The sequence below is a fragment of the Rhizobium mesosinicum genome, from assembly GCF_019511345.1.
In the GTDB taxonomy this organism is placed as follows: domain Bacteria; phylum Pseudomonadota; class Alphaproteobacteria; order Rhizobiales; family Rhizobiaceae; genus Rhizobium; species Rhizobium mesosinicum.
In genome coordinates this window covers 96,519-118,034 of the sequence record NZ_JAEUAK010000003.1, presented here as the reverse complement: position 1 = coordinate 118,034, position 21,516 = coordinate 96,519, and the positions used below count along the sequence as shown (strand labels likewise).

The 21,516-nt window shown below is 58.3% G+C and carries 22 protein-coding genes; 6 read left to right on the top strand and 16 right to left on the bottom strand.

All coding sequences use genetic code 11. The features are described from left to right. Nucleotide 1: 1 nt before the first annotated feature. The 3 genes from JNB85_RS08165 to JNB85_RS08155 form a co-directional block, all read right to left on the bottom strand. Complete coding sequence (locus JNB85_RS08165) at nt 2-913, bottom strand: carbohydrate ABC transporter permease (protein ID WP_220333844.1); 912 nt, start codon at nt 911-913, stop codon at nt 2-4. Further along, nucleotides 897-1,778: a carbohydrate ABC transporter permease gene (locus JNB85_RS08160; RefSeq protein ID WP_220333843.1), complete on the bottom strand. Its 882-nt coding sequence runs from the start codon at nt 1,776-1,778 to the stop codon at nt 897-899. The genes JNB85_RS08165 and JNB85_RS08160 overlap by 17 nt, the downstream gene beginning before the upstream one ends. 107 nt (nt 1,779-1,885) lie before the next feature. Beyond that, nucleotides 1,886-3,139 carry an ABC transporter substrate-binding protein gene (locus tag JNB85_RS08155; RefSeq protein ID WP_220333842.1) on the bottom strand — a complete coding sequence of 418 codons (1,254 nt, stop codon included), beginning with the start codon at nt 3,137-3,139 and terminating at the stop codon, nt 1,886-1,888. A 127-nt stretch (nt 3,140-3,266) separates the two neighbouring features. On the opposite strand from JNB85_RS08155, the gene JNB85_RS08150 reads away from it, so the two are divergent. Genes JNB85_RS08150 through JNB85_RS08140 form a run of 3 tightly spaced genes read left to right on the top strand, consistent with a single transcriptional unit; the run spans nt 3,267 to nt 5,562 of the window. Next, entirely contained in the window at nt 3,267-3,638 is a 372-nt protein-coding gene (locus JNB85_RS08150; RefSeq protein ID WP_220333841.1) for a CidA/LrgA family protein, read from the top strand. Next, complete coding sequence (locus JNB85_RS08145) at nt 3,631-4,329, top strand: LrgB family protein (RefSeq protein WP_220333840.1); 699 nt, start codon at nt 3,631-3,633, stop codon at nt 4,327-4,329. The genes JNB85_RS08150 and JNB85_RS08145 overlap by 8 nt, the downstream gene beginning before the upstream one ends. A gap of 24 nt (nt 4,330-4,353) precedes the next feature. Then, nucleotides 4,354-5,562, top strand: a complete 1,209-nt coding sequence (locus JNB85_RS08140) for an ROK family transcriptional regulator (RefSeq protein WP_220333839.1) — start codon at nt 4,354-4,356, stop codon at nt 5,560-5,562. Here JNB85_RS08140 and JNB85_RS08135 read toward each other — a convergent pair whose 3' ends face one another. The 13 genes from JNB85_RS08135 to JNB85_RS08080 form a co-directional block, all read right to left on the bottom strand. Beyond that, nucleotides 5,563-6,219 carry an HAD-IA family hydrolase gene (locus JNB85_RS08135; RefSeq protein WP_262928175.1) on the bottom strand — a complete coding sequence of 219 codons (657 nt, stop codon included), beginning with the start codon at nt 6,217-6,219 and terminating at the stop codon, nt 5,563-5,565. It lies immediately after the preceding gene. Between the two features lie 38 nt (nt 6,220-6,257). Next, nucleotides 6,258-6,692, bottom strand: a complete 435-nt coding sequence (locus tag JNB85_RS08130; protein ID WP_220333838.1) for an RbsD/FucU family protein — start codon at nt 6,690-6,692, stop codon at nt 6,258-6,260. An 84-nt stretch (nt 6,693-6,776) separates the two neighbouring features. Then, entirely contained in the window at nt 6,777-7,934 is a 1,158-nt protein-coding gene (locus JNB85_RS08125; RefSeq protein ID WP_220333837.1) for an ROK family transcriptional regulator, read from the bottom strand. A 137-nt stretch (nt 7,935-8,071) separates the two neighbouring features. After that, nucleotides 8,072-8,842 (bottom strand): SDR family NAD(P)-dependent oxidoreductase, encoded by a 771-nt coding sequence (locus tag JNB85_RS08120; RefSeq protein ID WP_220333836.1) that lies wholly within the window; start codon nt 8,840-8,842, stop codon nt 8,072-8,074. A 29-nt stretch (nt 8,843-8,871) separates the two neighbouring features. Further along, nucleotides 8,872-9,630, bottom strand: coding sequence for an ATP-binding cassette domain-containing protein (locus JNB85_RS08115; RefSeq protein WP_220333835.1), 759 nt, complete (start codon nt 9,628-9,630; stop codon nt 8,872-8,874). Continuing rightward, a complete protein-coding gene (locus tag JNB85_RS08110; RefSeq protein WP_220333834.1) occupies nt 9,627-10,865 on the bottom strand; it encodes a sugar ABC transporter permease in 1,239 nt (412 codons plus the stop codon). The genes JNB85_RS08115 and JNB85_RS08110 overlap by 4 nt, the downstream gene beginning before the upstream one ends. 23 nt (nt 10,866-10,888) lie before the next feature. Further along, complete coding sequence (locus JNB85_RS08105; RefSeq protein ID WP_223216454.1) at nt 10,889-11,926, bottom strand: substrate-binding domain-containing protein; 1,038 nt, start codon at nt 11,924-11,926, stop codon at nt 10,889-10,891. Between the two features lie 761 nt (nt 11,927-12,687). Further along, nucleotides 12,688-13,353 (bottom strand): GntR family transcriptional regulator, encoded by a 666-nt coding sequence (locus JNB85_RS08100; protein ID WP_220333833.1) that lies wholly within the window; start codon nt 13,351-13,353, stop codon nt 12,688-12,690. 147 nt (nt 13,354-13,500) lie between these two features. Further along, the gene (locus JNB85_RS08095) at nt 13,501-14,571 is read right to left on the bottom strand and encodes an ABC transporter ATP-binding protein (RefSeq protein WP_220333832.1); all 1,071 of its coding nucleotides are present in this window, start codon (nt 14,569-14,571) and stop codon (nt 13,501-13,503) included. Next, nucleotides 14,564-15,985, bottom strand: a complete 1,422-nt coding sequence (locus JNB85_RS08090) for an ABC transporter permease (RefSeq protein WP_262928178.1) — start codon at nt 15,983-15,985, stop codon at nt 14,564-14,566. Before JNB85_RS08090 ends, JNB85_RS08095 begins: the two co-directional genes overlap by 8 nt. Continuing rightward, a complete protein-coding gene (locus tag JNB85_RS30610) occupies nt 15,982-16,251 on the bottom strand; it encodes a hypothetical protein (protein ID WP_223216453.1) in 270 nt (89 codons plus the stop codon). Before JNB85_RS30610 ends, JNB85_RS08090 begins: the two co-directional genes overlap by 4 nt. A 21-nt stretch (nt 16,252-16,272) precedes the next feature. Beyond that, on the bottom strand, nt 16,273-17,367 hold the full coding sequence (locus tag JNB85_RS08085) for an ABC transporter substrate-binding protein (protein ID WP_220333831.1): 1,095 nt from the start codon (nt 17,365-17,367) through the stop codon (nt 16,273-16,275). A 79-nt stretch (nt 17,368-17,446) separates the two neighbouring features. Next, nucleotides 17,447-18,523: an isocitrate/isopropylmalate dehydrogenase family protein gene (locus JNB85_RS08080; protein WP_220333830.1), complete on the bottom strand. Its 1,077-nt coding sequence runs from the start codon at nt 18,521-18,523 to the stop codon at nt 17,447-17,449. A 224-nt stretch (nt 18,524-18,747) separates the two neighbouring features. Here JNB85_RS08080 and JNB85_RS08075 point away from each other — a divergent pair, with 224 nt between their 5' ends. From JNB85_RS08075 to otnC, 3 genes are read left to right on the top strand one after another with little or no spacing between them, the layout of a single operon-like run. Then, nucleotides 18,748-19,413, top strand: coding sequence for an aspartate/glutamate racemase family protein (locus JNB85_RS08075; RefSeq protein ID WP_220333829.1), 666 nt, complete (start codon nt 18,748-18,750; stop codon nt 19,411-19,413). Between the two features lie 58 nt (nt 19,414-19,471). After that, on the top strand, nt 19,472-20,734 hold the full coding sequence (otnK, locus tag JNB85_RS08070) for a 3-oxo-tetronate kinase (RefSeq protein ID WP_220333828.1): 1,263 nt from the start codon (nt 19,472-19,474) through the stop codon (nt 20,732-20,734). Continuing rightward, the gene (gene otnC / locus JNB85_RS08065) at nt 20,731-21,372 is read left to right on the top strand and encodes a 3-oxo-tetronate 4-phosphate decarboxylase (protein ID WP_220333827.1); all 642 of its coding nucleotides are present in this window, start codon (nt 20,731-20,733) and stop codon (nt 21,370-21,372) included. The genes otnK and otnC overlap by 4 nt, the downstream gene beginning before the upstream one ends. Nucleotides 21,373-21,516: the final 144 nt, after the last annotated feature.

Here is a 21,516-nt window from a genome sequence, read left to right as displayed (position 1 = left end):
GTTATCCCTTCACTGCACCGGCCATCAGGCCACGAAGGAAGTACCGCCCTGCCGCCACGTAAATAATTATGGTGGGCAGCGCGGCGATCATCGCGGCGGCCATGTCTTCGTTGTAAGCTTTGGTGCCTGTTGATGTATTGACCAGGTTGTTCAGAGCGACCGTCACCGGTTGACTGGAGCCGGCTGCGAACGAAACCCCGAACAGAAAGTCATTCCAGACCCCCGTGAACTGCCAGATGATGGACACCATCACGATCGGCCAGGAGATCGGCAGTAGTATCCGGAAGAACACGGCCCAGAACCCGGCCCCGTCGATACGTGCCGCCTTGAAAATCTCCGCCGGCACGGTCACGAAATAGTTTCTGAAGAACATCGTCGTGAAGCAAATTCCGTAAACGACGTGAACGAGAACGAGACCCGGTATCGTGCCGGCGAGTTTCAATTGCCCGAGGAGGCTGGCCATCGGGATTAGTACGATCTGTAGTGGGATAAAGCAGCCGAACAGGACGAGGCCGAAGAGGATATTGTCGCCCCTAAACCGCCTATTTGCGAAAATGTATCCGTTCAGTGCTCCGAAGCCCACCGACAGCAGTGTGGCCGGTATGACAATCAGGAAGGAATTGCCGAAGTAGCCCTTTAGCCCCCCGCAGGTAACCCCGATGCATGCTGAATCCCAGACGTGCTTCCATGCTTGGAACGTGATCGTTTTCGGAAACGACAGAATATTGCCGGACCGAATTTCGTCCATGCTTTTCAGGGACGTGAAGATCATGGAAACAAGGGGCGCCAGGAAAACCGCGGCTGCGATAATCAGGCATCCATAGATAAAGCTCCGGCCGAGAATACGGGTCACTTTTATGTCGGTGCCCTTCGATAGGATTGCGGCGCTTTCCGCATCAAGTCGCAGGCTCATTGCGCAGCTCCGAATAAAGATAGGGGATGATGATGCTTGCCAGAGTAACGAGCATGACGGTCGCGCTGGCCGCGCCGACCGCGAGCTCGTTACGCGTGAATGTCATCGAATACATGAACGTCGATGGAAGTTCGGTGGACACGCCAGGACCACCCTTCGTGAGCGCGACGACAAGGTCGTAGCTCTTGATGGCGAGATGCGCCTCGATCACGAAAACCGTGAGGAAGGCTGGCCGAAGGGCTGGAATGATGATGCGCGTGTATACTTTGTGTATGGGGGCCCCGTCTATGCGGGCAGCCCGAAGAATCTCGGTATCTATCCCGCGAAGGCCGGCCAGGAAAAGCGCCATGACGAAACCGGTCACCTGCCAGACGCCGGCGATGACGATCGTGTAGATCGCGCGGTCGGGCTCGATCAGCCACTGAAACGAAAAGGACTCCCAGCCAAGCTCGCGCATCATGTGCTCCAAGCCGAGGCCAGGGTTCAACAGCCACTGCCAGATGACGCCCGTAACCACGAATGAGAGCGCCATCGGGTAAAGGAAGACCGCCCGAAACACACCCTCGAAGCGGATACGCTGATCAATCAGGATGGCGATGAACAGGCCAAGGCAGGTCGCTCCAATGATATAGAGGCACCCAAAGATCGCCATGTTTTCAATGGCCGTGATCCATCGGGGGTTTTCAAAAAGTCTTCCATACTGTCGCCACCCAACGAAAGTGAAGTTGGCGAACATCTTTGATCCGGTGAAGGATAACAGCGCAGTGTAGGCGATGAAGCCATAGACGCAGACCGTGATGACCGCCAACGATGGCGACAGGACGATAGCTGGCATTACCTTGCCAAGGCGTTTTGAAAAGGACATCTGCTGGCTCGGAATCAACAGGTCGGCCTCCCGTGGTCGGACGGGTGCGCAACCTCGCTTCAGGATACCCCCGCCGCCTCTCGACGGCAGGGGCAGGGAGGAACTGGTTACTTCGCAGCCTGGATGGAGCTGATCAGCGCAGACACGGCATCCTTGGACGACATGTCCGAGTTGAAATGCTGGGTCACGACGTCGAAGATCGCACGCTGGATCGACGCGGGTTCAGCGTGGCCGTGAGCAAGCGACCCCATCAGGGTGCTGGCCTTCTCGGCCGTCTTCAGGTCGGCCATGGATTTCTGAGCGCAGACATCGAACTTGTCGCCCGACACGTCGGAACGCGCTGGGATCGATCCTTTCACGAGATTGAAGGCTTGCTGAAATTCAGGCGACATGACGCTCGATGCAAGCTTGGTCTGTGCATCGACCTTGTCTGCGCCGACCGGGAACATCGCGAGAAAATCCGTGTTGAAAAGGAACGAGCCCTCGGTGCCTGGTGCGGTAACGCAGAGGATATCGACGCCGGGTTTCATGCCGGCCTTGACGATTTCGCCCTTGGCCCAGTCGCCCATAAGCTGCATCGCTGCGTCGCCCTTGAGCACCATTCCCGTTGCAAGGTTCCAGTCGCGGCCGGAAAAGTTCGGATCGACATAACCGCGGATCTTGCGCATTTGGTCGAAGACCTTGACCATCGTGTCCGAGCCGAGCGCGGCCTCATCCAGCTCGATGATGGCTTTCTTGTAGAAGTCCGGCCCGCCGAGCCCGAGAACCACGTCGTCAAAGATCGTCGCGTCCTGCCACGGCTGTCCGCCATGCGCCAGGGGCGTAATACCCTTGGCTTTGAGCTTTTCGGCAACCGCGTTGAACTCGTCCCAGGTTTTCGGTGGCTCCAGCCCGTTGTCCTTGAAAACTTTAGCGTTGATCCAGAGCCAGTTGGGCCGATGTATGTTAACTGGAACGGCCTGCCACTTCCCATCATGAACAGCGAACTGCTTGATCTGATCCGGGACGACCTTGTCCCATCCCTCTTTTTGGGCAACCGAGGTCAAGTCACCGAGAAGACCCTGCTCGGACCACTCGTTAACGGCCATTCCGAGAAGCTGAGCAGCCGTCGGGGGATTGCCGGCGGCGACTCGCGCTTTGAGAGTAGTTGTTGCAGCTTCACCGCCGCCCCCGGCGACCGGCATATCCTGCCAACTGACGCCATTCTTCTGCAGATCGTCCTTGAGAACGCCCACAGCTGCAGCCTCTCCGCCCGATGTCCACCAGTGCAACACCTCGACGCTTTCAGCCGCAAACGCATGGCCGCTGACCGAGGCGCTCAGTGCAGCCGTCAGGGCCATTATTTTGAACGATAAACGCATGTAGTCCTCCTCCAACCAACCGGCACCACGCCGGATCTCAGACAAACGACAACCCTCTCGTTTGTTTCGATTGAAAACAAACATATTAAGGTTTATGAGTCAAGGGAGTTTGTTGTGGAGCCGAACAATGCTCGTTGGGATTACGCTTCTGCTGATATTTCAGCTCGTTGGCGAAGGCATCGCCTATTACCTCCATGGCCTCGTACCCGGGCCAGTTATAGGCATGGCGTTGATATTTGGCGCGCTGACAGCATCGAAGAGAACTCCGATCGGCAGGCTGATGCAGCCGACCGTCTCCGCATCTCATGCACTATTGGCAAATTTTGGAGTCCTGTTTGTTCCAGCCGGCGTCGGAATCATCCAGCATTTGGACCTCCTTGCCGAACGAGGCCTGACGCTTTTCGTGACGATATCCGTCTCAACAGTTGCGACGCTGATCGTCACCGTGTGGTGCTATCTGGCGATCAAGCGGCTGATTGGGGGGACAAGCCATGGATGAAGGCTTGTGGGTCTACCTTGCAGCGTCCCCGCTCTCTTGGCTTTCCGTAACACTGTTTGTCTGGATAATCGCGCTCAAGATCGCACGCGCGCTTCCCGCCAATCCTCTTGTCAATCCGGTCCTGCTGTCGGTCGTGACGATCGCATGCATGCTTTCTGTCTTCCACATTCGATACCAGACCTATTTCGCCGGCGCGCAGTTCATTCATTTTCTGCTGGGGCCGGCAACCGTGGCGCTTGGGATACCGCTTTATGAAAAGCTCTGTCTTGTCAGGGCCAATCTTATTCCGATGGTCGTGGCGCTGTTTGCCGGAAGCCTGACGGCGGTGACTTCCACGATTTATTTGGGCCGCTTCTTCGGCTTCGATCAGACGGTCATCGCTTCTCTCGCTCCAAAATCTGTCACGGCGGCGGTCGCCATGGCTATCTCGTCTGGTTTGCACGGCGATCCGGCCTTGACCGCGGCCGTCGTCATCATGGCCGGCATTACTGGCGCCGTCGTCGTGACCCCGCTGATGAACGCGATGAAGATACGCGATTATAGTGCGAGAGGGTTCTCCGTAGGGCTTGCATCGCACGGAATTGGCACCGCCCGTGCCTATTCGGTCGACCCGGTGGCGGGTCTTTTCTCAGGACTGGCCATGGGCTTGAATGCGCTCGTCACTTCCTTGATTGTACATCTCTTTTTGTGAGTCTGATTTTATTGGAGAACACCAATGTCCATGCCGCGCGCCGTAAGGCACATTAATGAAGTCAGGGCGCTGGATGTTGTTTTTCGCCATGGCCGGATTAGCCGCGCGAATATCGCCAAAGAGCTGGGCATGGTTCGCTCGACGGCAAGCAGCATCGTTGCCAGCCTGGCTGACGAAGGATTGCTGGTGGAAGACGACTCACAGGATGACAAAAGCGCCGGCACGGGCAGGCCCGGGACGTTTGTTCGTATCAACCCAAACTATGGGATGTTCATAGGTGCAGATATCGGCGTCGGTCGCATGAACGTCGTCGCTCTCGACATGGAGGCGTCGGTCATAGCACAGTCGACGGCGGACTTCAGCCTCCTTGAGGCGGGCCCCGACCTCGTGGTGCAAAAGTTAGTGGATGTCGTTGAGAATATCAGGCAAAGGCTCGGCAATGATTATCGCATCCGCGGCCTATGCCTGACCGCCCCGGGTGTCATCGATCGCAATGGCACCGTTTTGCGAGCGCCCATTTTGGGATGGCGGCAAGAACCGATCCTGGAGCGATTACAGCAGCGCTTGCCGGAAATTCCCCTGCTGATTGCCGAGAACGATGCAAACGCCTTCGCCATTGCCGAGATCTACCAGTCCAAGGATGAGCGCGGCGAGACGGAGATCTACATCTATCTGGACGCCGGCGTCGGTGGGGCGATCGTAAATTCCGGTCAGCTTCTCCGGGGCCAGGACGGCTATGCCGGTGAGCTTGGCCACATCATACTGGGGGACGAGGGCTTCGTTGAACTGGCAACCGTTTCGGGATCGTTCGAGAGCTTCATCGGGCGCGAAGCTGTGCTTGCGCGCTACCGCTTTCACGGTGGCTCGGCAGATGACATTCCTGCTTTCATGGAAGCGGCCAGGCGACAGGAAAAAAGCGCTCTATCGACACTCAAGGATTGGTCGTTTTATCTTGGAAGAGGAATTGCGACCCTGACAAGCATTTTCAATCCCACGCGGATCGTGCTCGGTGGACCGGTCGCAGCACTTTTCGACCTTTGCCGTGAAGAGACGCTCGAGAAAGTGGCGCGCAACCTCCTCGACGGGCATCCGATCCCGGAAATAAAACTCTCGTCGCTCGGTCGCGAAGGCCCTGCGATCGGCGGCGCATCAATGCTGCACAAGCAGATGTTGTCCGTAGACGAAAACCTTGTCTTCGGTCGCCCGAAAATAGACGCCGGACGCGCTCAATGATCAGAATGACAGTAGCCCCAAGGCCCCGTTAACGAGCCTCGGTTTGATGCGTTCGTAATTCTCAAACTGGTGGTGGTTCACCTTCATCCGCCGCTTATGCGTCTCGGTAATGACGCAGACCTGACAACCTGCCGCGGTTGCGGCGGCAATTCCCACTTCGGCGTCTTCGAAGACTAGACAACGTGCGGGTTCGACTGAGAGGCGCTCGGCGGCCAGAATGAAGCAATCAGGCGCCGGCTTTCCCCGCTGTACGTCCTCGGCTGTTACGAATACCGCTGGTGTCGGCAATCCGGCCGCCTCAATCCGTCTTTTGGCGAGTGCGGATGGCGCAGAGGTCACGACGGCCCATCGGTGAGATGGGAGGCTGCTCAAAAAATGCTGCGCACCGCCGATTGCAATTATACCCTTGATTTCATCGATTTCCGCCTGTGTTATGGCGGCAGCCTCGGCCTGCGGATCGACATCCGGTAGGCCGAGGGAAGAGATTGTTTCGAAGGCCCTGCGCCCATGGATCGTGGGTAGAAACACTTCTGGATCAAGCCCGAACTTCCAAGCCCAAGCGCCCCAAACCCGTTCAGCAGCGGCAATAGAGTTGAGGATCGTTCCGTCCATGTCAAAAAGGAAGGCGTCGAAAGAAGAGGCGAAAAGATCGGGCAAGATGACACCTGACGTTGGATTGCCGCGTGGATTCCGATTTATTCGGGCGCAATGACACCTTTGCGCAGAATGACACTGCCATAGAAGCGTCGCTCTCCAGTGACCACGACCGTATGGGCGGCGCGGACGCGGTCCTTGAATTCATCCGGCTCGACTGCGGTGAGTTCGACCGCCCTGCCCTGCGTTTTCTCAAGGCCGGCACTGTAATCTTCGAAAACGGGCAGGATCTTGGCGGCATCGCCTTCAGCGATCATGCGCCATGCCACATGCGGTTCCTGTTCTTCCAGTGGAAAGACGTTGAGGATAGCTTCCAGCGCCCGTGGCCCGGAAACGCCGTCGAGACGGATGAGGCGATCATCGCCGGCATCGCACGGGAAGTTCGCATCGACGATAGCAATATCGTGCCGATGCCCCATCGCTCGGAGAGCGTAAAGCAGTTCCGGAGAGAGAATGGGGTCGATTAGCTTCAGCATCTGGTTCCTCCACTGGCTGGCTATTTGCGTTTGTATTATACAAATACAAATAAGGAGTCAAACCCGTTGGCGTTCCGCGTCGAATTAAACGGCAGGCAGTTCGGGAAGGTCGAAGAGGCTCTCGCGAAGAAGAGCGGCCGCGCCAATGGCAGCTCCATCTCCACCGAACCGGGCAACGGAGATAGGGGGGACGTTGAAGCCGTGGACGAGGTTTTCGGAGAGGAGGCTCTCGACGCGCTCTGCCACCTTTGGGTAAAGGACGGCGAGTGGCCCACCCAGCACGATCGTTTTCGGGTCGAGAATATGAATGAGGTTAAGGATGCCGGTTGCCAGTCCCAAGGCCCATTCATCAAGAGCCTGGTCGAGAGCCGGAGATCCTTCCCGGGTCACGAGTTTGGCAAGACCTTCCGGGATTGGGACACCATTCTCGATGAAGGGCAGAAATCTTTGGTAGCCAGCGAGGATTTCGAACGTATGTGTGGCCGCCATTTGAGGCCGCCCACCCATCACCATGTGCCCGACTTCCCCTCCAAGTCCGTGTGAGCCCTCGACGACCCGCCCCTGCCGCAAATGCGCGCTGCCAATACCCTGTGCAAGCAATAACAGCAGTACGTCGCTCAGATCGCTTTCCGACGAGTCGGCGGCGACCGCGCTTGCAAGAGCCACTGCGTCATTGCAAATTTGAAGCGGCAGCGAGAGCTTCATCGCTTCCGACATGGCTGAAACGACGTCGACGTCTCGCCAGCTCAACCACGGGGCGGAAATGATTTTCCCGTCGCGCACGATACCCGGCGCGGAAATACAGACCCCGCGCACCCTCGATGCCCGGACCTTTGATACGTCAACCAGTTCCTTCGGCAAGGCGGCGAGAAATTCGATCACCCGCTTCGGCTCGTGATAGCGGTCGGCAATCGACACGATCCGCTTGGCAACCACACGCATCGAAAAGTCGATCAGAACCGCGTTGATCTCGGCCGAGGAAATATCGAGACCGATAAAGTAGGCGCCTGCCGGATTGAGCGATACAAGAGCCCCGGGGCGCCCGGCTCCATTGGCCTCGGCGCTTTCGTTGAGGTCGATAACGAGATTTTCTGCAAGAAGCTGCTTTATCGAATTGCCGACGGTCGCGCGCGTCACGTTCAGTTCGCGCGCAATATCTGCGCGCGACAGAGGAACGTCTCTGCGCAGGACGCGCAGACAACGCACGGCATTCATGTGTCTCAAGACACTGTTCGTCGTCAAGTTTCCTCCCACTGACAGCATTGTCGATCAGGAGCTGTTGTCAGGCACCGGCAATGCACTCGAATCATTGCTTAAAATACACCTCCACGCACTAGCAGATGCCAGCGTGCAGGCAAAGGTTTGAGCGAAGGACATCGTCATGCAATCGACCATCCCCCGTCCACCAACAGGTTGGCGCCAGTCACAAGGGATGCGGCAGGGGATGCGAGGTAGACCACGGCTCCGACAACATCATCGGTATCACCGATCCGCCCGAGCGGGATACGGCCCACGGTACGTGCATAAAAATCCGGATCGGCAAGGACCGGGCGGGTCGAATCCGTCCATATGAACGTTGGCGAGACGGTATTGACCGTAATGCCATATTGCGCCCACTCGGCTGCCAGGCATCTGCTCAAGTGGTTGATAGCCGCCTTGCTCATGCAATACAGGGCTTCACCGCGAAGCGTGACGGTCCCGGCCTGTGAACTGATGTTGATAATGCGACCGCTCTTCCGCTCGATCATATGCCGGGCAACCGTTTGCGTGACGAGGAAGGTGCCTTTGATGTTAACATCGAGGATCTGGTCAAGCGCTTTCTCGTCGACGAGTTCCGCGAGATTTCCCGGCGCCACGCCGACGTTATTGACCAACACGTCGATTTTTCCGAATGCCGCGACAGCTTCGGCAACCGCTTCGGCGATTTGACCGCTGTTTGAGATGTCCATCGTGACGGCGAGAGCGCGTCGGCCAGTGGTCTTCAGTTCCGCAACGAGATCGGCAACCGCCTCCACGCTTCGCACGCCGATGACCACATCGGCCCCGGCGGCAGCGCAGGCGAGTGCGATCGCGCGACCTATGCCACGCGCCGCGCCCGTTACGAGGGCAACCTTCCCATCGAGACTGAAGTTTGGTGCTTTGACTGTCATATTTCTTTCCATTCTCGGGTTGGTATCCCTCATGCGGTCGCGGCAAAGCGAGCCGGCTTGCGGCCAAGGATGATCATTTCGAGCGCGTCGTCCTGTGTCAGGTCTCGCGTCGGATAGGAACCAACAACGCGTCCGGATTTCATCACGGTGATCCGGTCCGACAGCGCGAAGACATCGTGCATGTCATGGCTGATGAGGAAAATACCCAAACCCTGCTTTTTGAGTTCCTCAATCAAGATGCCGACGTTTTTCGTTTCCTCGGGTCCAAGGGCGGCAGTGGGTTCATCCATGATGAGAATACGCGCGTTGAAGTGAAGTGCGCGGGCGATCGCAACCGCTTGCCGCTGACCACCGGACATGGATCGGACGGACGCGTTGAGAGAAGGTATCCTCAACCGCATGCGCTCGATCGTCTTTCGTGCTCCGTGCTCCATCGCTTCCGTGTCGAGGAAACCGAAGCGGTCGGTTTGCTCCCGACCGAGGAAAAGGTTAGAGACCGCATCAAGATTATCGGCGAGCGCCAGCGTCTGATGAATGGTCTCGATCCCCAGTTCCTGTGCATCATGGGGAGACCGGATATCAACGGTTTTGCCGTCGATCAGGATCTCGCCGCTGTCTGCGGGAAAGACTCCCGACAGCATCTTGATGAAGGTGGATTTGCCAGCACCATTATGGCCGAGTAGCGCGACGACTTCGCCCGGCATGAGCGATACACTGACATTCTCGACTGCGTGAACGCCGCCAAATGCCTTGTTGACGTTGCGGGCTTCGAGCAACGGGGTCGTCATGATGGCCTCCTTTCGCGCCACATTGTATCGATCCAGACGGCGAGTACGAGAACGCCCGCAAGCACCATGCTCTGCAGCGGGCTCGCAATCCCCATTAGGACCATTGCGCTTTGAAGACTTTGCATGATCAAGGCGCCAATGCAGCCGCCAAGAATTGTACCGGCTCCTCCGGCAAGCGACGTCCCACCGATCACTGCTGCCGCGATCACATAGAGCTCCATCATCGTGCCCGCTCCGCTCGCTGCGGCATTCAGTCGGGCCGTGAGAACGATTGAGGCCAATCCAGACAGGAACCCCATCAGCACGAAGACTTTCAGGACGACGCGTTGGGTATTGATACCCGTCAACCGCGCGCTGAGTGGATCGCCGCCGACAGCGAACACGTGGCGTCCAAACCTGTGTTTTTTGGCGATTACCGTCATAAGCATTGTCACCGCGATCAGGATAAGAACGGGCACGGCCAATCCCATCGACTCTGTCGTCCCAGGCCGATAGTAGCTGTTCATGACTGCCACCAGACCGAATGCACAAACGCACCAGAGTGCCGCCGGAACAATGTCAGATGCCGTTAAAGCATTCTGTATGCCAAGGGACTTTTTGCGCTGGTACCTGCGAACAAGGGTGAAGACGACATAGGCGGTGACCGCGCCGGCGGCCGCCCAGCTCAGGGTGGCTCCGAGAACCCCGTTCTGTCCCCCGCCGAGATTCTGGAACGTCGCGCTCAGAGGGGCGATCGTCGTGCCATCGTTCAGTTCATAAGCAGCATTGCGCAGAAAGAGCAGTCCCCCCAGCGTAACGACGAATGAGGGTATGCGCGCGTAGGCGACAAGTGCACCCTGGATCAAACCGATCACCATACCGCCCGCCAGCATGACAAGGCAGGAGATCCACCAGGCGTGCGGGCTGTCGGGGAGCCAGTTGCTTTGCACGAGACCACCGAGGACCCCGAGAAAACCGACCTGAGATCCGACCGAGAGGTCGATATGTCGCGTCACGATGACCAGGATCATGCCCGACGCCATGATGGCCACGACCGAGACCTGCAGCGAGAGATTGAACAGGTTTCGCGGTGACAGGAATACGCCGTTGGTAAGGATGTTTGCGCAAAGCCATATCAAAGCAAGAGCGGACACCATCGCCACAAGGCGCGTGTCGCGGCCCCCTCCCCCGACCGCTTGTAGCAGTCGGGGGAAAAGCTTCGTCGAGCTGGACGTAGGTTGAAGAATAGATGTCATGACAGAACTCCCGCTGGAACTGTTTATTCGCAGGTTTTTGGCGGGTTCTTCGTCACGCCTTTGCAAAGCACGTCCTTCGAGATCCAGCCGGCTTTGACCACGAGGTCGAGGTTGTCACGCGTAATGGCTATGGGATCGAGAATTATTGCGGGCTGTGAAGCGCCGGTTGTTGTCTTGCCAGGCTTTACGCCCGTCACCGCATCAATTTTTGTGCCCTTGATGATTTCGACGGCAGCTTTCGCCGCGACCGTTCCAAGTGCGTCCGCGTCCTTCCAGACGGTCATCGTCTGCTCGCCCTTGGCGATGCGGTTGAGGACGTTCTTGTCGCCGTCCTGCCCGGAGATTGCAACCTTGCCCAGGAGATCCTGGCTGGCGAGTGCCGCTGCCACGCCGTTAGCGATGCTGTCGTTCATCGCAAGCACTGCATCGACCTTGTTGTTCGTCGCTGTCAGGACCTGTTCCATGAGCGACTGCGCAACGTCCGGCTTCCACTGCTCAACGTTCTGCTGGGCAACGATTTTGATATCGCCTCTGTCGATTGCGGGCTGGATCGCCTGCATCTGACCGCTCTTGAAAACCTGCTGGATCGTCTGGGCAGGGTCTCCGTCCATCGCAACGTAGTTGCCCTTGGGCACAGCTTTCAGGAGAGCCTCGCCCATGACACGGCCGACAGCCACGTTGTCGAAGCTTGTATAGAGGACGTCGCCGGTGTCGATCGGAGCATCGTAGGCAATGACGGCGATGTTGCTGCGCTTGGCCTCGTCGATAACAGGAATGATGGCCTTGGCATCCTGAGCTACGACGACAAGCACCTTGACCCCACGTGCAATCAGACTTTCGATGTCTCCTGCTTGTTTCTGCGGGTCGCCCTGCGCATCGATGCCGACATAGGAGACGCCGGCCTTTTCGAGCACGGACTTCATTGCCGCTTCGTCAATCTTCCAGCGTTCGTCTTGAAAGTAACGCCAGCTTACACCAACCGTGTCTTGAGCGGCGGCGGCAGTCGTCATCAAGGCGACAGCGGTCGCGACGCCTGCGAACATATGTGGAAACTTCAGCATTCCGTTCCTCCCGTTGATAGAGCGGGCGCGCGATCTCCCGACGCCGGCCACAGCGCGAACTCCCATCGCGCATTTGTATTTGTTTAAAGCAGATACATATTAGAGTCAATGAGGCTTTTATTGAGATTTCATCGCCGTTTTAACTGCGCGATAGGTTTAGCTCTTGAGCCAATACGAACCTTCGACGTGTCATTTGCGAGCTCGCCGGAGGGCGTTCGCACGGTGGCGATCACGCGCCAACCACGCTCAAGCCATTCTTTGGCGAGTGCGAATCCCAAACCGCGCGGCGCCAAGCACCAGTACCGTCGATCGATGTGTCATTCTGTGTTCCTTCTGCTTTCCCTCGCAAGATAGGGTCCTTGACCTTCGAACCGCGTCCGGTGCTGTGAAATACGAGGCCTATCGAGCATGGGCGGAGAACGCCTGACGACAAGCGGGTAGTCTTTCCCGATTTCAAGTGAAGCGCTTAGGGGCGGATAGACCTGCAAATAGCGGCTCTGACCGATCGCTTCGATCGATGGCTGGGCAGCCCCTTAATTAAACACAGGGCCGATCGGACGAAAATTATCTGACAGCCGCGTAATTTGGGCCGAGGTCGGATTAGCCCAGCTCAATAGTCGACATGTTGCCTTGTTCCGACCCCTAATAGGGACAGCGTCTTGGGAAGTATCGGTTATTACTACAGCGGACCATCCCCGTGATGTGGAGCTAGTAATCATAACTCCGCTTTTAGGCGTTATCCGGATAACGTTGTACCCCGGTTAAATGAGATTCGTCTCAAGGCGCTCAATAATTTCGTCAATTTCTCCTGCACTTCGCCGTCTCTGCTGGCTATGGATAGAACGCGCAAGAGGAAGGTCCTTTGCAAGCAATGCATCGACAAGTGCCGCATGAGCTTCCGTCGACTTCACGGGAGTCGGTCGCAGCATCCGAGTCAGCGTCCGGACGCGCCACATTTGCTCCAGAAACTGGTTGGCGCACTTGAAGAGTACGTCGTTGCCGCTGAGTTCGAGCAGCACCTCGTGAAATTCAGCGTCGGCTTCAGACCAAAGCCTCAGGTCCTCAGCTTCGTTGGCCGTCTGCATCTTTTTGACGGCATCCACGAGCGGCTGTAAGTCTTCCTTGGAACAACGCTCGTGAATACAGTCGATCGCGAGCAGCTCGAGGCCGGCGAGCACCTCTTGGACGTCCGCCAGCTCCTTGCGCGAGATCAACGGAACCCGGAAGCCTTGCCGAGGCAAGACTTCAAGGAGCTTCTCTTCGGACAAGCGCTGAAGCGCCACCCTGATCGGAGTGCGGCTCATTCCAAGGCGTTTCTCGACGTCGCCGATCGAGATTGACACTCCCGGCCGATAACTTCCCGCTAGGATGTCGCGCTTTAGCGATGTGTAAGCTACTTCGTAATTGGTCTGGTTCTCAGCGGTCATGATCTTTTCCAAGGAAACTAATCGGTTATACGCTATCGTATACCCCGCGATGCAGCAAGCGCAGTGCGGCATCACCCGCCATATCGATTGGGAGGCCGCCATGATTATCACGGCGGACTCCCCTCACCCCAAAGCCCCGGCGAAGGCCTATGATGCCCTTGGAAAGATCCAGACATCGTCAGCAGGAAGTTCGCACCACACGCTTCCCGGCTCGCGACGAACGCTGCCCTGGGCCTTCAGCGTCACGCCAGGCGCACTGAGACGGTATTCCCAGTGGTTTCCGAGGTAGATGCTCGCGTCGAGATTGACCGCGATCCGATTGGGACCAGGCTGGTCATGGATCGCCATCTTCTCCACGCGGACGATCGCCGACGCTGCCTTGCCATTGGCGTTCGACACCCCTTCGGGCATCACGCCGGAGATCGACCATGTCCGACCCGAAACCGTCGGCTTTCCCGCTTCGATGCTGAGGTTTCCATCGAGCGTGTTGTTGTTGCCCAAGAACTCCGCCGTGTAGCGATTCTTCGGATTGCTGTAGATTTCCAGTGGCGATCCGCTTTGGACGATCGAGCCGCCCTTCAGCAGAAGTACGTTGTCGGCCATGGCCAGCGCTTCGTCCTGATCGTGCGTAACCATCACCGCGCACAGTTCCAGTTCGAGGATGAGCTTCCGAATCCAGTAGCGGGCTTCCTCGCGGAGCTTGGCGTCGAGATTGGAAAGCGGCTCGTCCATGAGGATGACTTTGGGCTGGTAGACGAGCGCCCTGCAGATGGCGACACGCTGTTGCTGACCACCGGATAACTGGAAAGGATAGCGGTCGCCCAGGTGGTCGAGTCCGAGTTTCTCCAGCATTTCCTTAACGCGCTTGCCGATCTCGGACTTGTCCGTGCCGCGGATCGAGAGGCCGAAAGCCACGTTCTCCGCAACGGTCTTATGTGGCCATAGTGCATACGATTGAAAAACAAGGCCGATGTTCCGTTGCTCGGGTGGAAGCAGCAGGTCTTTCGAGGAGTCGAACACGGAAGACCCCGAGATCTCGATCTTGCCCTTGCTGGGGATTTCCAAGCCGGCAATGGTCCGCAGCAGGGTGGTCTTGCCGCTGCCCGACGCGCCGAGCAACGCGACGACCTGCCCCTTACTCGCCGTGAAAGACGTTCCCTGCAGGACGTGCAGCGCTCCGAGATGCATGTGGATGTCTTGAACGATCAGGTCATTCATGGATACGACCTCCCAGTCGGTTTGCCAGCATCAGACCGCCAGTCGTCATGACGACGCTGATCAGGGCCAGTGCGGCGATAGTGTCAAGTGACCCGCTTGCCATAAGCGAGACGATGAGGGATCCGACCACTTCAGTGCCGTTGGTCATCAGGTAGACGCCAGTGGCGTACTCGCGAAGAAAGATGATCATAATCATGATCCAGGCACCGAGCAGACCGGGCCGAATGATCGGCACGACGATGCGCGCCCAGGTCTGCTTGATCGTTGCCCCTGCGGATCGTCCGCTCTCCTCCAGCTCTGGCGCGACCTGAAGTAACGTGGCCTGGATCAGCCGCAGTCCATACGAGAGGCCAACGATAATGTAGGCAACCAAGAGGCTGAACAGTGTCAGCCGGAGCGGCTTCAGGAACGGCACGAATAGAAAGATCCAGAAGAACGCCAGTCCGATAATGAGGCCAGGCAACGCGCGCGGCATGAGGATCATATAATCGAGCGCCGTGTGACCCGGGCCGCTCCAGCGATGCCCGGCGAGAGCGATGAGGAGGTAGGCTCCCACCGCGAGAGCGCCACCAGCTACCGAAAGCAGAAGGGTATTTATGATGCCGCGCTGAAGCGCCGCAATGCTGAAGAGTTGCTGGAAGTTGTTCAGCGTAAGGTGGTCGAAGAGATTGACACCAGCGCCCCACGCGTCGACGAACGCGCGGATTGCAATGCCGCCGATTGGCAGGAAAATCGAGATCACAAGCCAGATGCCAATGCCGATCCAGGCGGCGATCTGCCCGCTCTTTCCGAGACGGATCCGGGTGACGCGAGCGCCCTTCCCTCCGATGGTCGCGAAACGGCGGGCCCGGCTGAGCAGCTTTCTCTGGATGAAGACCAGCGGGAAGATGATTGCCAGCAGGACGACCGCGACGACGGCCATCAACTGATAGGACGGGACACCAAGTATCGTCGTCAGCTTGTAGATATAAGTGGTGAGCACGAGAACGCCTGCGGGATCACCGAGGAGGAGCGGTAGACCGAAGGCCTCGAACGCCAGCATCACATTGAGACCGATGCTGAAGATCAGCGCGGGCATGATCAACGGCCAAGTGACGTGCCGCGCGACTGTCCAGATCCCGGCACCGGAGGTCCGGGCTGCCTCCTCCAGATCGCCGGGCAAATTGCGCATGGCAGCTGAGGAATATAGGTAGACGTGTGGGACGTGCATGAGCCCGGAGATGAACATCAGGCTCCAGAGACCGTATATGTTCCACGGAACGAAGCCGAAGAGGCGCTCGAAAGCCAGCGTCACGACGCCAGTCGGACCGACAGCGACCGTATAGCCGAACCCGAGCACGATTGCCGACAGGAACATCGGAACCAGCACCACGCCTTCGAGCCAGCGTCGGCCGACGAGATCTGTACGCGTCAGAAGAAATGCGAGAACGGCGCCCAGTGGCCGCAGACAACGATGGTGCCCAGCGCGAACACTACCGTGGTACCGAGCGCACGGTAGAAGTCAGGGTCAGTGAAGATGTAAACGTATGCGTCTAGACCCAGCGTGCTCAGTGCCGAAAAGAAGGGTCCGGTGAGGAAGCTCTGATATAGGATCAGAAGAACGGGTGACAGTACGAGGATTCCGAGCGCCGCCAAGGCGGTGAAACGGAATCCCCTAGCGTCGGCAGTGGTCCTAGCCATGACTAAGGGATCCTTGGATTTTTACTGATTCAGGGCCTTCTTCCAGTCCTTGAAGAACCGGCCGCGCTTCGTTGCCTGGAGACCCTCGAGAAGTGCTATATCGAGCTTGATGGGCACGAGCTTGCCGCCGGCTTCCTTGTTCACTGTGTCCCAGTTATCGGCGGTGACATCGCTGCGCACCGACGGGAGACCAGCCTCGGCAACGGCCGTCTGTCCAGCCTTGGACAGCATGTAGTCGAGGAAGAGCTTCGCAGCGTTCGGGTTCGGAGCGTCCTTGCTGATAAACGCCGTGCGCGACGCCGCGATCGTGTAATCGCCCGGATACACCACGGTCAGCGTCGGGTTGGACTTGGCCCAGCCCTTTGCATAAGCACCGTTGACGTTGAAGCCGAAGGGATGCTCGCCGGACAGGATCTTCTCGCGGAGCTGACCCGAGCTCGAGTAGACCTTGCCGTTCGCCTTACCGAACGCGTCGATCAACGTCCAGAAGCCGCTGTCGTGGACGACATCGTTTTCCATAACGGTGTAGGCGGAGGCGGACTTCTCAGGATCGAAGGTCGTGACCTTGCCCTGAAGCTCGGTACCCTTCTTCGCGAGAAGGTCCGCCAGCTCCTTATGGTCCTTCGGAACTGAATCCGTGAAGACCTTGTTGTTGTACATGAAAACGATCGGCTCGACGGTCGTCGAATAGGCCGCATCCTTGTACTGGGCCCAGGCGGGAATGTTGGCGGCTTCAACTGACTTGTAGGTTTCCGCGTGCCCCTCTTCGACGAGCTGCAGCTGGAGGTCCAGGCCATTCGACCAGACTACATCTGAACCGACCTGTCCGGCGGCGGCTTCGCTGACGACACGATTGTAGACCGCGCCGCTGGCGACATCGTTCCACTTCACCTTGATACCGGGATAAGACTTTTCAAAGCCGGAAATCAACCCGTCCGCCTGCTCGGAGTCGGTCGGCGAATAGACATTCACCGAACCTTCTTTGATACCGGCGGCGACGATGCCCGCGTAGTCGGCGGGGTAGCCTTCAGGCGCCTGCTGGGCACCCGCAGGGAATGCGACGACGATTACGGACTGGAATAGTGCCGCACATGCGGCCACTTTCAAGGTTTGCATCTGGTATCCTCCCGTGATGCTGTTGAACCTATGTCTGGAAGCGACGGCAGCCGGTCCTCGGCCTGCTGCCGTCCTCAAGTCAACTTGCTGCCTTGACTGGCTCGCGAAGGTTTTCCGCGATCGCCTTGGCGAATTCCTGGGTGCTAAGCTTACCGCCGAGGTCGCCAGTGCGTCGGCCGGAGGTCAGCAGCACGTCGAGCGACTGCTCGATTGCCTTAGACGCAACGTTGAATTTTTCACCACCCTGCTTGGCGCCCCACCAGTCCAGCAGCATTGCCGTGGACAGAATGATGCCGCTCGGATTGGCGATGCACTTGCCGGCGATATCCGGCGCGGAGCCGTGGCCGGCATTCGCGGCGGCGCGGGTGTCGCCAACGTTCAAGGCCGCAGCCAGACCAAGGCCGCCGGAAAGTGCGACGGCTAGGTTCGACAGGATGTCGCCAAACATGTTCGTGATCAGGATCACGTCGAAGCGATCGGGATTGGTGTAAATGTCGGCGACCATGGCATCGATATCGACTTCGCGAAAAGTCACGTCCGGATAGTTGCGGGCGACGGCTTTTGCTTCTTCGACGAAGAGCCCATCGGAGACCTGCAAGACGTGGCGCTTGCCAACGACAGTCACATGCTTACGGCGCGTCTGAGCGAGCGCGAAAGCCTTTTCGGCGATGCGGCGCGAAGCCTGACGGGTAATCTTACGCACGGCCAATGCGGTGTCCGGTGTCGGCATGAACTCGCCGCTGCCCAGGAACATGTTGCGGTCTGCGTAGAAGCCTTCTGTGTTTTCGCGGGCCAGGATGCAGTCGAGACCCTGACGAGCACGCTCAAGACCATTTCTAGCGCGAGCCGGACGAAGGTTCGCGTAAAGGTCCAGCTGCTTTCGGATGGTACCGGGGATGTTGATGCCGCCCTCGGAGCGCGGCGGATAAGCGGTCATACCGCCCGGTCCGAGAAGGACGCCGTCGGCGTCGAACGTCGCTTGAACGGCGCTGTCGGGAAGTGTCGTACCGGTCTTACGGTGCGAAGCCATCCCGACTTCATGAACGTCGAAATCCAGCCCGAGGCCGAAGGTCTCGTCCGCTGCGTTCAACACGGTAAGCGCGGCTTCCGTGATCTCCGGACCAATGTCGTCACCAGGCAAAACTGCAATTCTCACTGTGGCGCCTCCTCAATTTATACTTGACCGTATACGATGAGGTATGCGAAGTCGTCAATCATGAATTTTTTCGGTGTTGGGATGGCGCGATAGCCACCCTCGCACCGCGGAAGGATCTGAATCGCTGGAAGAGGCGTGCTGCCCCGGCTGCTTGGCGGCTTGTGGACCTACCTCCCAAGCCAACAGATTCCTCCCGTCAAACGGTTGGAGGAAACGTAGCCGACATGTCGAAGTCACCGAGGATAGCGCTGATTCATGCTACGCCGGTAGCTATGGACCCAATCCGTCACGCCTTCAAAATCCTATGGCCCGAGGCCGAGCCTATCAACATCCTGGAAGAAAGCCTCACCCCGGATCGTGCCCGGTCAGCGGAAATACCCGCCACTTTAGTCGACCGCATCGCCGCACTCGCCAAGTACGGCGCATCGACTGGAAGCGACGCGGTTCTCTTTACCTGCTCGGCTTTTGGGCCAGCTATCGAATACGCCGCGGCCAAGCTCGACATTCCAGTAATGAAGCCGAACGAGGCGATGTTCGCTGCGGCAATCGCCGAGGGCGGCCGGAGCGCGATGCTCTATACCTTCCCGCCTGCGAAGGAGAGCATGGAGCAGGAATTCCGCGAAGAGGCTGCCCGGTGCGGGTCTGACGCACAGATTGAAAGCGTCTTCGTACCCGGAGCGATCGACGCTGTGCGTCAGGGAGACGTCGCCACCCACAATCGCCTAATCGCCGAGGCCGCGAAATCCTTGTCGGGCTTCCGGTCGGTAACGCTTGGGCAGTTCTCAATGGCGCGAGCACTGGCGGATGTCCAGGCGTCCACTGACACCCCAGTTTTCAGTAGCCCGGAGCAGGCAGTCCTTAAGCTCCGAGATTTGATCGGTACGAAATAACGAAATGGCATCGGCTGCAGCACGCCACTTGAGTGCTGCCCAGCCAAGGAGGAAGAAAATGCTCCTAGGAGTGATCGCCGACGACTTCACCGGCGCGAGCGATATAGCGAACACGATTTCTAAAGGCGTGGCACCGGCCGGCGGCCTTCGAACCGCGCAGTTCCTCGGTGTTCCGAAAGGTGCCGCCGCTGTGGACATCGAAGCCGGCGTTGTCGCACTGAAGAGCCGAACCGTTCCGGTCGAGGAAGCTGTTAGCGATTCGCTCCGCGCACTCAAATGGCTGCTTGCCCAGGGCTGCCAACAGATCGTCTTCAAGTACTGCTCCACATTCGACTCGACGCGGATCGGAAACATCGGGCCGGTTGGCGAAGCTCTTGCCGTGGCATTGGGTGCAAAGGGTGTTGTTGTATGCCCCGCGTTTCCTGGCGCCGGAAGGACGATCTACATGGGCCACCTGTTCGTCCAGGATCGGCTTTTGAATGAGTCGGGGATGCAGAACCATCCGCTGACCCCAATGACGGATCCTGACATTCGTCGCTGGCTTGCCCTGCAGACGAAGGCAACGGTGGGTCATATCGGCCTGGCCACAGTCCGTAAGGGCATGACCGCAGTCTCACACGCGCTGGCCACCACCGATGACACGTTCGTCATTGTCGACGCGACGTCCGACGAAGACCTGATCACGATCGGCTCGGCGATAACCGACCATAAGCTGGTGACGGGCGGATCGGGTATCGCAATCGGCCTTCCGAACAATTTCATCTCGCGCGGCCTCGCATCCGGAAACTTCGGCGGCCAGGTGGGCGTCGCGGGACCCGAGGCCATCCTTGCGGGAAGCTGCTCGGGAGCGACCCGTGGACAGATCGATCTCCACAAGGAGAACCATCCAACGTTGGCCATCGATGTCGACAAGGTCATGAGCGGTGCCACCAAATCCGACGACATCGTCGAATTCATCAAGCTGAACAATGGGAAGGCGCCTCTCGCCTATTCTTCCGGCACGCCTGACGAAGTTTGTCAGATGCAGGCCAAGTATGGTCGCGAAGAGGTCGCGGCGAAGCTCGATGACTTCTTCGCCGATGTCGCACGCAAGCTCGTTCAGTCCGGCGTGAAGCGTCTGGTCGTTGCTGGCGGGGAAACTTCCGGCGCCGTGGTTTCGGCTCTCGATCTCGGCGCACTGACGATCGGGCAGGAAATCGACCCGGGTGTCCCTGTACTGGTTTCGCACGGCGACCAGCCCATCGCCCTCGCTCTTAAGTCCGGCAACTTCGGCTCACCTGACTTCTTCACCAAGGCCATCGAAAGGTTGAATGCAAAGTGAGCGATTCGGAAAACAGAATTCGCGAGGATATCGCCCGCCTGTCGAAGTCGCTCTTCGATCGTGGCTTCTCGGTGGGATCGGCCGGCAACCTCAGTGCGGCGGTCGAAGACGGCATCCTCATGACACCGACGAATTCGTGCCTCGGGTTCCTAGACCCGGCGAGAATCAGCAAGATCTCTCGTGATGGCCGTCATCTCTCCGGCGACAAGCCGTCCAAGGAGATCTTCCTTCACAGTGCCTTCTACGAAACCCGCCCTGAAGTCGGGGCTGTGGTTCACCTTCATTCTACCTACGCGACTGCATTGTCCTGCCTCAGCGACGTCGATCCGGAAGACTGCATTCCACCGCTGACACCGTATGTCGTCATGCGCGTCGGCCGGGTGAAGCTTGTCGACTACGTACGCCCAGGGGACGAGAAGGGAGGCGATCTGATCCGCGCTCTCGGTGGAAAACATGCCGCCGTCCTGCTGGCCAACCATGGACCGGTGGTGACGGGTAAGGACATCTGCTCGGCCGTCTACGCAGCGGAAGAGCTTGAGGAGACAGCAAAACTCTTGGTCGCTCTGCGCGGGTTGCCCACACGTATACTTACCGCCGAAAACGTCGCGGAGCTCAAGGCCGTATTCGGGAGCTATTGATGTCGGTGGCTGTCAATAATCAATCGGAGCCGGACTTGGTCCGCCTGTCCTTGGACGATTATCCTCCATCAGAAAGCTGCGTCCGGCGTTACGGCTCACCTGCTCGCGATCGTCGTCAGCCCTAGCAGAAGCGTCCCTGGATTC

Excerpts from the sequence above, each read along its gene's own strand:
- JNB85_RS08165 (WP_220333844.1), bottom strand. The coding sequence starts at position 913 with ATGAGCCTGCGACTTGATGCGGAAAGCGCCGCAATCCTATCGAAGGGC.
- JNB85_RS08160 (WP_220333843.1), bottom strand. The coding sequence starts at position 1,778 with ATGTCCTTTTCAAAACGCCTTGGCAAGGTAATGCCAGCTATCGTCCTG.
- JNB85_RS08155 (WP_220333842.1), bottom strand. The coding sequence starts at position 3,139 with ATGCGTTTATCGTTCAAAATAATGGCCCTGACGGCTGCACTGAGCGCC.
- JNB85_RS08150 (WP_220333841.1), top strand. The coding sequence starts at position 3,267 with ATGCTCGTTGGGATTACGCTTCTGCTGATATTTCAGCTCGTTGGCGAA.
- JNB85_RS08145 (WP_220333840.1), top strand. The coding sequence starts at position 3,631 with ATGGATGAAGGCTTGTGGGTCTACCTTGCAGCGTCCCCGCTCTCTTGG.
- JNB85_RS08140 (WP_220333839.1), top strand. The coding sequence starts at position 4,354 with ATGTCCATGCCGCGCGCCGTAAGGCACATTAATGAAGTCAGGGCGCTG.
- JNB85_RS08130 (WP_220333838.1), bottom strand. The coding sequence starts at position 6,692 with ATGCTGAAGCTAATCGACCCCATTCTCTCTCCGGAACTGCTTTACGCT.
- JNB85_RS08120 (WP_220333836.1), bottom strand. The coding sequence starts at position 8,842 with ATGACAGTCAAAGCACCAAACTTCAGTCTCGATGGGAAGGTTGCCCTC.
- JNB85_RS08115 (WP_220333835.1), bottom strand. The coding sequence starts at position 9,630 with ATGACGACCCCGTTGCTCGAAGCCCGCAACGTCAACAAGGCATTTGGC.
- JNB85_RS08110 (WP_220333834.1), bottom strand. The coding sequence starts at position 10,865 with ATGACATCTATTCTTCAACCTACGTCCAGCTCGACGAAGCTTTTCCCC.
- JNB85_RS08105 (WP_223216454.1), bottom strand. The coding sequence starts at position 11,926 with ATGCTGAAGTTTCCACATATGTTCGCAGGCGTCGCGACCGCTGTCGCC.
- JNB85_RS08100 (WP_220333833.1), bottom strand. The coding sequence starts at position 13,353 with ATGACCGCTGAGAACCAGACCAATTACGAAGTAGCTTACACATCGCTA.
- JNB85_RS08095 (WP_220333832.1), bottom strand. The coding sequence starts at position 14,571 with ATGAATGACCTGATCGTTCAAGACATCCACATGCATCTCGGAGCGCTG.
- JNB85_RS30610 (WP_223216453.1), bottom strand. The coding sequence starts at position 16,251 with ATGGCTAGGACCACTGCCGACGCTAGGGGATTCCGTTTCACCGCCTTG.
- JNB85_RS08085 (WP_220333831.1), bottom strand. The coding sequence starts at position 17,367 with ATGCAAACCTTGAAAGTGGCCGCATGTGCGGCACTATTCCAGTCCGTA.
- JNB85_RS08075 (WP_220333829.1), top strand. The coding sequence starts at position 18,748 with ATGTCGAAGTCACCGAGGATAGCGCTGATTCATGCTACGCCGGTAGCT.
- otnK (WP_220333828.1), top strand. The coding sequence starts at position 19,472 with ATGCTCCTAGGAGTGATCGCCGACGACTTCACCGGCGCGAGCGATATA.